Source organism: Sodalis sp. RH21, from assembly GCF_047324175.1.
GTDB lineage: Bacteria > Pseudomonadota > Gammaproteobacteria > Enterobacterales > Enterobacteriaceae > Acerihabitans.
In genome coordinates, this window is record NZ_CP178732.1 from 3000886 (window position 1) to 3014446 (window position 13561).

10 protein-coding genes are annotated in these 13561 nt (G+C 58.4%); 3 read left to right on the forward strand and 7 right to left on the reverse strand.

Annotated elements, in window-relative coordinates; all coding sequences use genetic code 11:
* Positions 1-120 precede the first annotated feature (120 nt).
* Positions 121-1581: an NAD-dependent succinate-semialdehyde dehydrogenase gene (locus ACL2XP_RS13765; RefSeq protein WP_413733351.1), complete on the reverse strand. Its 1461-nt coding sequence runs from the start codon at positions 1579-1581 to the stop codon at positions 121-123.
* A gap of 21 nt (positions 1582-1602) precedes the next feature.
* On the reverse strand, positions 1603-2871 hold the full coding sequence (locus ACL2XP_RS13770; protein ID WP_413733352.1) for a 4-aminobutyrate--2-oxoglutarate transaminase: 1269 nt from the start codon (positions 2869-2871) through the stop codon (positions 1603-1605).
* Positions 2872-2998: 127 nt separating this feature from the next.
* Here ACL2XP_RS13770 and ACL2XP_RS13775 point away from each other — a divergent pair, with 127 nt between their 5' ends.
* Complete coding sequence (locus ACL2XP_RS13775) at positions 2999-4483, forward strand: PLP-dependent aminotransferase family protein (RefSeq protein ID WP_413733353.1); 1485 nt, start codon at positions 2999-3001, stop codon at positions 4481-4483.
* A 420-nt stretch (positions 4484-4903) separates the two neighbouring features.
* Complete coding sequence (locus ACL2XP_RS13780) at positions 4904-6028, forward strand: ABC transporter ATP-binding protein (protein ID WP_413733354.1); 1125 nt, start codon at positions 4904-4906, stop codon at positions 6026-6028.
* 38 nt (positions 6029-6066) lie between these two features.
* Here ACL2XP_RS13780 and ACL2XP_RS13785 read toward each other — a convergent pair whose 3' ends face one another.
* The 4 genes from ACL2XP_RS13785 to ACL2XP_RS13800 form a co-directional block, all read right to left on the reverse strand.
* Entirely contained in the window at positions 6067-8646 is a 2580-nt protein-coding gene (locus ACL2XP_RS13785; protein ID WP_413733355.1) for an inverse autotransporter beta domain-containing protein, read from the reverse strand.
* A 908-nt stretch (positions 8647-9554) separates the two neighbouring features.
* Positions 9555-9803: a GlsB/YeaQ/YmgE family stress response membrane protein gene (locus ACL2XP_RS13790; protein WP_413733356.1), complete on the reverse strand. Its 249-nt coding sequence runs from the start codon at positions 9801-9803 to the stop codon at positions 9555-9557.
* Positions 9804-9805: 2 nt separating this feature from the next.
* Positions 9806-10060: a DUF883 family protein gene (locus tag ACL2XP_RS13795; protein ID WP_413733357.1), complete on the reverse strand. Its 255-nt coding sequence runs from the start codon at positions 10058-10060 to the stop codon at positions 9806-9808.
* A 109-nt stretch (positions 10061-10169) separates the two neighbouring features.
* The gene (locus tag ACL2XP_RS13800; protein ID WP_413733358.1) at positions 10170-10850 is read right to left on the reverse strand and encodes a metallophosphoesterase; all 681 of its coding nucleotides are present in this window, start codon (positions 10848-10850) and stop codon (positions 10170-10172) included.
* A 163-nt stretch (positions 10851-11013) separates the two neighbouring features.
* On the opposite strand from ACL2XP_RS13800, the gene ACL2XP_RS13805 reads away from it, so the two are divergent.
* On the forward strand, positions 11014-11871 hold the full coding sequence (locus ACL2XP_RS13805; protein WP_413733359.1) for a DMT family transporter: 858 nt from the start codon (positions 11014-11016) through the stop codon (positions 11869-11871).
* Between the two features lie 4 nt (positions 11872-11875).
* Here ACL2XP_RS13805 and hutU read toward each other — a convergent pair whose 3' ends face one another.
* Entirely contained in the window at positions 11876-13561 is a 1686-nt protein-coding gene (hutU, locus tag ACL2XP_RS13810) for a urocanate hydratase (RefSeq protein WP_413733360.1), read from the reverse strand.

Consider the following 13561-nt stretch of genomic DNA (forward strand, 5'->3'; position numbering starts at 1 on the left):
TGGCGGGGCGGGCAAAATACTGCGTTATTGTTGTGCAATTTTTGCCGGGGTTGCACCTGTGGGATGCAACCCGGCCGGTGCGGCGGCCGGCGAAACGAAACCGGCCGCAGCGCCGCGTATTTACTGCGTTGCGCCGAGATCGACGCAGAGGTATTTCATCTCCAGATATTCGTCGATGCCAAAGCGCGATCCTTCCCGTCCCAGGCCGGATTGCTTAACGCCGCCAAACGGCGCCACTTCGTTGGAAATCAGGCCGGTATTGATGCCGACCATGCCATAGTCCAGGGCTTCGGGCACCCGCCACTGGCGGGCGGCGTCCCGCGTAAAGACGTAGGCCGCCAGTCCGAATTCGGTGTCGTTGGCCATGGCGATGACCTGCGCTTCATCAGCAAAGGGAAACAGCGGCGCCACCGGGCCGAACGTTTCTTCCCTGGCGAAACGCATGGCCGCGGTCACGCCGCCGATAACGGTGGGCTGAAAAAACGTGCCCCCCAGCGCATGCGGCTTGCCGCCGGTAAGCAGGGTTGCGCCCTGGCTTAGCGCATCGGCAATATGCGCTTTGACCTTGCCGATGGCCTCGGCGTCGATCAACGGGCCTTGAGTGGCGCCGGGTTGCGCGCCGTTGCCCACCCGCAGGGCTTGCACGGCGGTGACCAGCCGATCGGCCAGCGCCGGGTAAATGCCCTGCTGCACATAAATCCGGTTGGCGCAGACGCAGGTTTGCCCGCTATTGCGGAATTTCGAAGCCATGATGCCGGCCACCGCGCTGTCCAGATCGGCATCGTCAAACACGATAACCGGCGCATTGCCGCCCAGTTCGAGGGAGAGTTTTTTAACCGTCGGGGCGCACTGCGCCATCAATAGCCGGCCGATTTCAGTGGAACCGGTAAAACTGAGCTTACGCACCACCGGGCTGTCGCACAGCACTTTGCCCACATCCACCGCCGGGCCGGTCACCACTTGCAGCACGCCGCGGGGCACGCCGGCCAACCGGGCCAACTCCGCCAGGGCCAGCGCGGTCAGCGGCGTTTGTTCTGCCGGCTTGACAATCATGGTGCAACCCGCCGCCAGGGCCGGTGCAACCTTGCGGGTAATCATGGCCGCCGGGAAGTTCCACGGCGTGATGGCCGCGGTCACGCCGATAGGCTGTTTGATAACCAACAAGCGCTGATTGGCCTGGGGAGATTGCAAGACGTTGCCCTCTACCCGCTTCGCTTCTTCGGCGAACCAGTGGATAAAACTATTGGCATAGGTGATTTCGCCGCGCGCTTCGGCCAGGGATTTGCCCTGCTCCGCGGTCAGCAACTGCGCGAGGTCTTCTTGATGTTGTTCAATCAGCCCCGCCCAATTTTGTAATACGGCCGCGCGCTGTTTGCCGGTCAATGCGCGCCAGGAAATCAGCGCGGCGGCGGCGGCGGCAATGGCGGCGGTGGTCTGGGCGGCGCTGACCTGCGCCACTTCAGCCAGGATTTCGCCGGTGGCCGGGTTGGTCACCGCCTCGTGCGCGCCGGTTTCGCCGTCGCACCAGGCGCCGTCGATAAACGCCTGGCGACGCAGCAATTGCGGGTTATTGAGCTGCATATCTTACAATCCTTGCTTATTTTATGACTTCAGTAGCCGGCTCAGCAGATCCAGGGCCGCGGTGAATTGATCGTCGGGAATAGTGAGCGGATAGAGAAACCGAATAACGTTGCCATGCACGCCGCAGGTAAGCAGTAGCAATCCGTTCTCCAGCGCTTGTTGCTGAATTTTTTTGGCGTATTGCGCATCCGGCTTGCCGGTCGCCGGCTCGGCGAACTCCACCGCCACCATGGAACCCTGGCCGCGGATCGCGGCAATGGCGGGACAGGACGCGCGGGCCTGTTGCAGCACTTCCACCAGGTGACCGCCCAAGCGCTGGGCGCGGGCGCACAGCTGTTCTTCGTCGATCACTTCCAGCACCGCCAGGGCCGAGGCCACCGCCAGAGGATTGCCGGCATAGGTTCCCCCCAGACCGCCGGGGGCCGGCGCATCCATCACGTCGGCGCGGCCGGCCACGGCGGAGATGGGAATGCCGCCGCCCAGGCTTTTGGCCATGGTGATCAGATCGACTTTCACCTGCGGGCAGTGATCCATGGCGAACATTTTGCCGGTGCGGGCAAAGCCGCTCTGGACTTCATCGGCGATCAATAAAATGCCGTGCCGATCGCACAATTGACGCAGCGCGACGATAAATTCATTAGGGGCGATATTAAATCCGCCCTCGCCCTGGATCGGCTCGAACAAAATCGCAGCCACTTGATCCGGGCTGATATCGGTATGAAACAGGCTGTCGATGCTGGCCAAGGCCTGCGCGACGGAAACGCCGTGCAGCGCATTAGGATAGGACGCATGGAAGATCTGGCCGGGCAGCGGGCCGAACCCCAATTTATAAGGGGCCACTTTGCCGGTGAGCGCCAGGGTCAACAGGGTGCGGCCGTGGAACGCGCCGCCAAAGGTGATGATGCCGGGGCGTTTGGTGTATGCGCGGGCGATTTTAACCGCGTTTTCCACCGCTTCGGCACCGGTGCTGAACAAGGTGCTTTTTACCGTGCCGGCCACGGGCACCCTGGCGTTGAGCTTTTCCGCCAGGGTAACATAATTGCCGTAAGGGACAATTTGATAGGCGGTATGGGTAAACAGTTCCAGCTGCGCTTTAATGGCGGCGACGATTTTCGGGTGACGGTGGCCGGTATTGAGTACGGCGATCCCGGCGGCAAAATCGGTAAACGCCCGATCTTCGACGTCCCACAGCGTGGCATTTTCCGCGCGGGCGGCATAAAAATCACACATGACCCCGACGCCCCGCGGCGTGGCGGACAAACGACGTTGATTTAATTCGCTATTGTTCATGCTGCTTTCTCCCGAATACATGCGGCATAAAATGCGGTACGACTCACCCATACTTAACTCCCATTGCTATTTATCCGCTTTGTGGCTCTATAATCCAGTGCCAGTTTTAAAAAAATGAAGGTGCCAATTGCGTTCACTATTAACCGATATGCTGCTGCAACATCTTTGCGCCCGGACCGAAGGCCCGCTGCACCGGCGTTTATATGACTGTATCCGCCTGGCGATCCTTGGCGGCAGCATTGGCCCCGGCAGCCGTTTACCGCCGACGCGCGACCTGGCGGAAGAGCTGTCGCTGTCGCGCAATACCGTCAGCGCCGCCTATGAACAACTGCTGGCCGAAGGGTACCTGTTTACCCGCGCCGGCAGCGGAACCTTTGTCACCGACCATATGCCCGACGGCGCCATGGCGCCGGTACAGGACCAGCAGCCGGCCAGCCGCCGCCTGGCGGCGGATGAGCTGTCGGACCGGGGCGCGCATCTGCTGGGCCGGGCCGGCGTCTCCCCCCACCAGTGGGGCGCATTTGCGCCGGGGGTACCGGATGTTTCCAGTTTTCCCCATAGCCTGTGGCGGCGGATTCATTCGCGGCTGATACGCCGCATCAAGCCTGACTATTTAACTTATTCGCGCATGGGCGGCAGTCCGGAATTACAACAAGCCCTGGTGGATTACCTGCGGGTGGCGCGGTCGGTTAACTGTACGCCGGCGCAAATTATCATTACCGAGGGCACCCATCAGGCCATCGACCTGCTGGCCAAAATGCTGTGCAATCCCGGCGATCGCGCCTGGATCGAGGAACCCAGTTACTGGGGAATGCGCAATGTGCTGACCATTAACGGCGTCGAAGTGGTGCCCATCAGCGTCGACGGCCAAGGCCTGAACCCGCCGGAAACGGTGATAAGCGGCGCCGGGCCGCGCTTGATATGCGTGACGCCGTCACATCAATATCCCACCGGCGCGGTCATGAGCCTGCAGCGGCGCCAGCGCCTGCTGGCCCAGGCACAGGAACATGACGCCTGGGTGATCGAAGATGATTACGACAGTGAATTCCGTTTTTCCGGCAATCCGATTCCGGCCCTGCAAAGTTTAATCCCCCATGCGCCGGTGATTTACATCGGCACCTTTAGCAAGACGCTGTATCCGGGATTGCGCATCAGTTATATGGTGCTGCCCGATACGCTGGCCGCCGAAATGCGGCTGGCCCATGCGGAGCTGTACCGCGGGGGGCATTGGATTACCCAGCTGGCCCTGGCGCAGTTTATCGCCGAAGGCCATTATGCGTCCCATATCCGGCGCATGCGGCTGCTGTATGGCAAGCGGCGATTGATACTTAGCCGCCTGATTTTGCAGTATCTGGGAGCGGACGCCCTGCGCGACGATAGCAACGCCGGACTGCACCTGGTGATGTCGCTGCCCGATGAAACCGACGATGTGCAGGTGGCCCTGGCGGCGGACGCCGCGGGGGTATATGTGCGTCCGCTGTCCACCTATTATCTGACCGCCCATCATAAAAAGGGGCTGTTGCTGGGGTATGCCTGCGTGGAGGAGAGCCTGATCGAACCGGCGTTTATGACCTTGCTGGCCTGCCTGCGGGCGCAGGGGCCGTCCCGCTAGCCGGGAAAGGTTTGCCTGGTTTTGGTGCGTGGCGGTGTAGGAAACATCACTCCGCCGCCTGCGGGCCGGGATATGCCCCGCCGCCGCCTCGGCATAAATATTTGTCGGTAAAAACACAATAGAATTCATTGAGTTGACAAGAATTTATCAACTCCAAAAAAATGCCTGATTGACGCTGAAATCCCTTGTCCCCTCGCACCGGAAGTGCTAAAGATAGAAACTTCAGGGGCGGAAAACAGACCGTCCTATCAGGCACTGCATAATCCGTGCCATAACCTCGTCGGCAAACATCTGCGCCTGCTTAACTCCCATTAACAGGATCTTGTTTCCGTAACGGTCTTTTATCCACAGGCAGACGGCCAGGTCATCCCATGCCCTGCAGCCTTGTTCCTGGATGCCGCGAAGAGGTGAAGTTTTACGATGAAAAGCTATGTCAGTTTCAAGAATATTCAGAAAACCTACGATGGCGACAAACTGGTCGTTAAAAACCTGAATCTGGATATAGCCGAAGGAGAATTTCTGACGCTCCTGGGCCCGTCCGGCTCGGGAAAAACCACCAGCCTGATGATGCTGGCAGGCTTTGAAACCCCGACCCAGGGGGAAATTTACCTGCACGGCCAACCGCTGCACCATCTGCCGCCCCACCAGCGGGATATCGGCATGGTGTTCCAGAACTATGCGCTGTTTCCCCATATGACCGTGGCGGAAAACCTGGCGTTTCCTTTATCCATCCGCCGCATGAACCGCAGCGATATCAAAGAAAAAGTCGACCGGGTGCTGGACCGGGTCAAACTGACCGAACTGGCGAACCGGTATCCCGCCCAGATGTCCGGCGGGCAGCAGCAGCGCGTGGCGCTGGCGCGGGCATTGGTATTCGAACCGAAGCTGGTCTTGATGGATGAGCCGCTGGGCGCGCTGGATAAACAGCTGCGCGAGCATATGCAGATGGAAATCAAAGCGTTGCATCAAGCGCTGGAATTAACCATTGTATATGTAACCCACGACCAAAGCGAAGCCATGACCATGTCGGATCGGGTGGCGGTGTTCAACGACGGCATTATCCAGCAGATCAACAGCCCCAGTAAGCTGTATGAAGAACCGCAAAATACGTTTGTCGCGCAGTTTATCGGCGAGAACAACAGCCTGTCGGCCACCCAGTCCGGCAGCGAAGGCGATTATTATCGGGCCACGCTCGATGACGGTACCGTGTTACGGGCGCTGAAAGTGCGGCCCAGTTCGCCGGGCCGCAGGATTATGTTATGTATCCGCCCCGAACGCGTACGGGTGGATGTCCCACCGGCCGAGCTGCCGCCCGGATCGGGGCAAATCAGCGCGCGCATCGCGCAGTTTATTTATTTGGGCGACCATATCCGCATGATCGCTGAAGTGGCGGGACAGCCCGATTTCATGGTGAAGCTGAGCGCCGCCGACATGAACCCCGATTGGCGGGCGGGCAGCGCGGTAACATTGTCCTGGCAGGAACGCCACCTGCGGGCCCTGGATAATGTCGTCCTTGATAACACTGCACTTGATACGACCCCCTGACCGGCGCGTTATCCCGGCCAGGGAACGGCGCCGCGGCGTCATTCCTCCCCTGGGTCACTGCTCGGGACACTGAATATCATGGCAGGGCTGACTATGCTGAAATCGCCCGCCTGCGCGGTAACATGGGCGATGCCCGGCGTCAGCGAGCTTACAAATATGGTGTCGCCCCCGGCCTGGGTAATTATCGGACTATTGGAGACCACGGCGCCATTGTCAGCGATCAAGGACACCGACAATCCCTGTATCGGATTACGGTAAGCATCGCGCACCACCAACCGGAAACTGTGGAAATTCTTACCCGTGGCGGGGATAGGGTTTGGGTTCAGCAAGACAAATTCCGACGCGGCTTCATCCGGCGGCCCGGCGACAAACTGCATGGCCCCGGTGGTTTTACTGAATCCGGCCACGGCGGCCCGCGCGATAACCGTCGAGGCCAGCGTCGTGGTCACCTCGCTTACCAGCGTACCGTCCGCGCCGGTAGCAGCGGCGGCAGGCGTCAACCGCGCGCCGTTATCGGCGCTGAAGGCCACCTCCTGTCCCGCAACCGGGTTATTGAAGCGGTCGCGTAGCGTAATCCTCACCCGATGGGCGTCGCTGCCGTTGGCAATTTTATCCCCCGCGGTTAACAGCTCAAGGGCGCTATTGGCTGACGATGCTTCGCCGGCAACGAAATTCAGCGCCGGGCTGGTTTTGTCCACCCCATCCACCGCGGCGGTGACGATAACCGTCCCGGCCATAGTATTGGTCACCCGCGCGATAAGCGCGCCCTGCGCGTCGGTCTTGCCGGCGGCCGGCGTAACCTGCCCCTGATTATCCGCAGTCAGGGTCACTTCCTGTCCGGCCGCGGGGTTGCCCGCACCGTCGCGTACCGTAATTTTGATCTGATGCGCGTCCTGGCCGTCGGCGGTTTTGGCGCCGGTGGTCAATAGTTCGACGGCGGTGGTAAAACCCTGGGCATCCGGGGCCAGGAACCGGGTATACGCTTGCCGCGTTTCGCCGCCCACCCTGGCCGTGACCGTAATCGTGCCCGCGGCGGTATGGGTCAGCGCGGCTTGCGCCAGACCCTGCTGGTCGGTGCTCACGCTGGGCGTCAAAATCCTGGCGCCGTTGCTGGCGGTAAATATTACCTCCTGGCCGGGCAGCGGATTGCCGCCTCCGTCAACCACTTTAACCTGAACGCGATTGGCGGAGACGCCATCGGCCCGCGCATCATTGTCCAGCACGCTGAAGTCGGCGATGGCGACGATATGCGGCGCGGTCACGGTAATCACGGTAGCGGCCCGATTCGACGCATTGCCCCGGCTGTCATAGGCGACCGCGCTTAGGGTATAGCTATTATCCGCCGCGCGCGTATAGCGATAAGGCGGTAAAATCACCGCCAGGCTCCCTGCGGCCGTTTGCGACACCGTCCCGCCGGCGGCCAACAGCTCGGCGCTGTCCCACGCTAGCCGGTCGAATCCGTGGCTGGACGTAACCTGTGCCGCGATTGTCAAGGTCTGCCCCGGGGCGCCGGTAAGCTGCCCCGGCAGGCTTAGGCGAATAGTCTCCTGCCGGCGGTAATCCAGCACGATATTATTATTGCGTTCCACCAGGTCCAGCCGGCTGCCCGCCAAGGTGCGGGCAAGGGCTACCTGGCCGGGGTCGATCTGCGCGTCCCATGAGGCGCCGAGGCGATAATTCAGCTGAAAAATAATGCTGGTATCGTTAACGCTGCCTTTGCCCAGCCGGTGTTCACCCGCCAGCGTCAACAGCGGAATCGGCGTGTAGCCGATCCCAACGGTTAGCGCATAGGGATCTTTTTGGCGATCATCTTTACCGAATAGCGCCACGTTATCTCCGCGGTATTGCTCAAACATGAGTTTGCCGCCCAATTGCGGGTAGGAAGGTAGCCAGGCCTCGGCGCGCAGATCGTAACCGTTGGCCGGCCGCTCGTCATAGTCGGCGAAATCACGGGACTGATGCCAGTCGGTCAGGCCAAAATAGCCGTTGGCCGATAATTTGAGATTATCCGTCCAGGCCTCCGCCCCCGCTCCCAGGCGGCGGTTATGGCCGGTCATATCATAATCGTAAAAGGTATTGACGCCGTACAGCCAGTTGCCCAGTTGCGTGCGCACCCCGCCCCCCGCATTCACCGTGTTCCGGCTGTCTTTGTTGCGTATTCCCAACTGGGTAAACAGGGTGAATGCGGGACGGTCATACAGCGGCGCCAACAGATCCACCGCGCTATTATCCAACTTAAAATCCTTATCCAGATTCAGTTGCACCCTGGCGGTGCCGAACTGGCTGAGCCATTGCTGGCCGGCTTGGCCCGCCGCGCCAAGGGCGCTGGAGCGGGCCATATCCGAGGCGCTTCCCTGGCCCGTGTCAGCCGGATATGTCGCCGCGTCGGGGATGGATAAGGTATTGCCGCCATATTGTAATTGCGGTGCGGGCTGAGAAAATGGCGATCTGCCGACCGCCAGCGCGGGGGTAAACGCCAGGCTTAGCGGCAGGGCCAATTGAACCGCGATAATAGCCCAGGCGACGCAGCGGCGGAACACCGGCAATGTGTGGTTACGTCCGGTAATATAGGCATACCTACGCCGGGCGGCAATAAACGCAATACGGTTTGTTGTCATAGACGCAATCCTCATAATAATTCATGACGAATGTTATACCCCCGGGCCGGCACGGGGTTGATCCGGGCCGCCGATAAATAACGAATAAAATGGTTATGGAGTTGATTTATTATTAGCATTACAAACACTCATCATGACTAATTAGCAATCAAAGTAATCTTTGGATAAACTATAACGACGCCAGAAGCTTAATGATTAATGTAAAATGAAAGCTATGGTTTCATTAATAAACTTCTACCGTAAGAGATCATTATTTTTAACCTGAACAGAACCCGATCGTTTTTTTATAAAAGGCCTTTTAGGAAATGGCTTTTATGCCGTGGCATTCGGCCATAGTCACCTATAGCGGCGCCCCGGTCGCCGGCCAGTTCAAGACAGTATTACGCAAGCAGTATCTTGGATCACCATAGCAAAGATCATGATGAAAATATCACGAACCAGGCATAAACAAAAAAATATTTATAAAGCAAAAATTCAGCGGGAGGAAAACATAAAAAATATTCATTATTTTACGACATAGCTGGAGGGATAAATAATAAGGCTTTAGTTAGTGAATAGCATTACACCAATCGCTACTACTATACTTTGTACGCCCGGCGCCTACCCGCCATTAACGGATATCGCACCGAGTGCAAGGCTATGATATAAGCCACCCGCGCCGGCATGGCGATAAACCGATACGGTGTTTATGGCTATTACGTAATATCAATTGCTTAATTTAAATCGCTTAATTTAAATTAACCATGGGAGCGTCATCGGCGGCCGCCAACGCGTGATATCATGCAATATAATTTATATACCGAGGCTTGGTTGAAAGCATCCCGATGGTAGCCCGAGGGCCAATCATGCGGGATGCGCTGCGCTACCCTGAACAGAATTCAGGACAGCATCAAAGTATCAGGGAGAGCTTATCTGCGTACCAGACGATAGATCCACAGCACCACAATGGCGCCGATCACCGCCACCACAAAGCTGCCGAAGTTGAACCCATCCACCCGGCCATAACCGAAGAACGTACTGATATAGCCGCCGACCACCGCACCGATGACACCCAGGATGATAGTGATGATAAAACCACCGCCGTCCCTGCCGGGCATGAGCCATTTGGCAATGATGCCGGCGATTAGCCCAAAGATAATCCAGGATAAAATGCCCATCGTTAATCTCCTTTTTTGCCGGTTAAATAGATACCCGCTAATAAGCCAACTAAAGAACCTACGCCAATCGCCACCCAAGGATTATTTTTCGCCCAGGTACAGGATTGCCCGGCTGCCTGCCGTACGCCACTATACATATCCTCACCCAGTTGCTGGACCGTCTCTTGCACATCTTCGGCCCGATCGCGCGCCTTCTTACTGGAGAACATAGGATATCCTTTTATCGCTTCATTTATCTCAACATTACCCATTGGCATGGGTAAAACCAAAAACCAGTATAATTATAGACACTGAGCGGCATAACGCGGAAAAATCACGGAAAAAAGCCGGCGGCGGGTAAAAAAAGGAACCAAAGCGCCTGTTGCGTTATACCGGCAGCGTATTGAGTTCGATGACGCTCAGCGATCCGCCGAACACCGCGCCGGTATCAATATAAAATTGATTAAAATAATGCCTGATCCGATCGAGGGGCGTATGGCCAAAGAAGAAATGCGTCGCGCCCTTGATGGGGGCGCCCCGTCCCCGCTGGTTGCGGTTGATGCGCTGACGGCTCCATAACAGATCCTCTTGCGCCACCGCCCGGTCAAAGCCATAACTGTCCAGCGGATAATCCGCATGGGCCACCACGATATGCCGGTCGGCCATGGGAATATCGATCACCAGCGGTAAATCCGCGCATTCGGCAATCAGCGCCCGCGCGCGCCGCTGTTCGTCGTCGTCCAGGCGTAGAAACCAGCGGCCGCCGTTGGCCAGCCATAAGCCGCCGTCGCCCGATTGCAGCGCATCGATGGCCATTTGTTCGTGATTGCCGCGCACGGCGCAGAACCAGGGTTGCCGCAGCAATTCCAGACATTGCAGATTTTTGGGCCCGCGGTCGATTAAATCACCGACGGAAACCAGCAGGTCCTGCTGCGTATCAAATGCGTGCTGGGCCAGCTTGTCCTGGAGTAAATCGTAACAACCGTGCAGGTCACCCACCACCAATATCCGCCGCCACGCATTGGGATCAATTTTGCGATAAACCGCGGCAGGAATATGCGTATTCATAACTCATCCCCGTAAAAGCATCTTATCGCCCTTAAGCATAGCAGCCGCCTCCCGCCCGGTGGCCGACCGGTGGGAAATAGATTAAAAAAACCTGTTAAAACAGCTCGCTGACAGGCAGCATAGCCATACCCCGTGGTTAAAATCGGATTATCCGGCCAGCTTAATGAATAAACGACACGCGTTAATCGCGCTGAATATCGCCGCGTTTTTTTTTGGACTCTCCGGTATTCTCGGCAAGGTGATCGCCACCTCCCCCACATTTATCGTATTCGGCCGCTCGCTGTTTGCCTTGCTGGCCCTGGCATTGTTAATGCTGAGCAGCAAAAATTTTCGCTGGGAGCGCCTGCATGCCAAAGGTCTGAGGCTGATTGTCATTGCCGGCCTTATTTTGGCGGGACATTGGCTGACGTTTTTTATTTCCGTCAAAGCGGCGGGCGTGGCCATCGCCACCCTGGGTTTCGCCAGTTTCCCGGCTTTTACCACCCTGTTTGAGAGCCTGGGATTTAAAGAGCGCATCACCGCGCGCGAAATCGGCTTAATCAGCGTCATTTGCCTGGGGCTGGTATTGGTTTGTCCGTCATTTGATTTTGGCAGCGCAAACACCCGCGGTTTTTTATGGGGCATTCTTTCCGGCGCGCTGCTGGCGCTATTGATCGTATGCAACCGGATTACCGCCGTAAACATCCGGCCGGTGCAGGTGGCCTTATTGCAAAATGGTTTTATCTGCCTGCTGATGTTGCCTTTCGCCCTGGGCGAGATAAGGTCCGCTACGCTTGCCGACTGGTTTTACCTGGCCCTGCTGGGAATATTTTGCACCGGGGTGGCCCACAGCCTGATGGTGACCAGCCTGCGGTTCGTGAAGGCCAGGGCCGCGGCGGTTTTTTTCGCCCTGGAACCGGTATACGCCATCGCCTTTGCCTGGTGGTGGTTCAACGAGCAGCCGACGCTCAGAATGATGGCCGGCGCTGCGTTGATTATTTTATCGGTCGTGCTGTTTACCCGTAAAAAAGCCGGGGGATGAAGCCTTAGAGGATCATCGGGAGTTTAAGCCCATATTTTTCCGCACAGGCGATAGCTTCGGGATAACCGGCATCCGCATGACGCATAACGCCGGTGGCCGGATCGTTCCACAGCACCCGCGCCAGGCGTTCGTCGGCTTTTTCGCTGCCGTCGCAGACAATGACCATGCCAGCATGCTGTGAAAAGCCCATGCCGACCCCGCCGCCGTGATGCAGGCTGACCCAGGTGGCGCCGCCCGCGGTGCTGAGCAGCGCATTAAGCAGCGGCCAGTCGGAAACCGCGTCCGAACCGTCCTTCATCGCTTCGGTTTCACGGTTCGGCGAGGCCACCGAACCGCAGTCCAAATGATCGCGGCCGATCACGATGGGCGCTTTCAGCTCGCCGGTGCGCACCATTTCGTTAAACGCCAGGCCGGCGAGATGCCGTTCACCCAGGCCCAGCCAGCATATACGCGCCGGCAGCCCCTGGAAGGCGATGCGTTCCCGGGCCATATCCAGCCAGTTATGCAACAACGTATTGTCCGGAAACAGCTCTTTGAGTTTAGCATCGGTTTTGTAGATATCTTCCGGGTCGCCGGAGAGCGCTACCCAGCGAAACGGCCCTTTGCCTTCGCAAAACAGCGGTCGGATATAGGCCGGAACAAAACCGGGGAAATCAAAGGCGTTGGCCACCCCTTCGTCAAACGCCACCTGGCGGATATTATTACCGTAATCCACGGTCGGCACGCCCATTTCATGGAATGCCAGCATGGCCTCGACATGTACGGCCATGGATTGCCGTGCGGCGGCGATCACGCTTTGCGGGTCCGCCAGCTTGGCGGCATTCCATTTATCCAGGCTCCAGCCGGCCGGCAGATAACCGTTGAGCGGGTCATGGGCCGAGGTCTGGTCGGTGACGATATGCGGACGGGCCCCGCCCGCGGCGGCGCGTTTGGCCAATTCAGGCATGATTTCGGCCGCATTGCCCAGCAGCCCGACGGATATCGCCTCGCCTTTGGCGCCGGCTTCTTCAATCATCGCCAGCGCTTCATCGATGGCATAGGCCTTGCGATCGAGATAGCGGGTGCGTAAACGGAAATCGATGCGCGACTCCTGGCATTCGATGGCCAGCACGCTGGCCCCGGCCAACACCCCGGCCAGCGGCTGCGCCCCGCCCATGCCGCCCAGGCCGGCGGTAAGTATCCATTTGCCGCGCAAATCGTTGCCATAATGCTGGCGCCCGGCTTCGGCGAAGGTTTCAAAGGTGCCCTGGACTATGCCCTGGGCGCCGATATAGATCCATGAGCCGGCGGTCATCTGGCCGTACATCATCAATCCGGCACGATCCAACTCGTGGAAATGCTCCCAGGTGGCCCAATGGGGCACCAGGTTGGAATTGGCGATCATCACGCGCGGCGCGTCCACATGCGTGCGGAATACCCCTACCGGTTTACCCGACTGCACCAGCAGGGTTTCATCTTCGTTCAGTTCCCGCAGGCTGGCGAGGATCGCTTCAAAACAGGGCCAGTTGCGGGCCGCTTTGCCGATGCCGCCGTACACCACCAGATCGTCGGGACGTTCGGCCACGTCCGGATCGAGGTTGTTCTGGATCATGCGATAAGGCGCTTCGATCAGCCAGTTCTTGCAGGTCAGCTCGGTGCCGCGCGGTGCGCTGACCGGCCGGGCGACGGCATTGCTAAAATCATTTTTCAT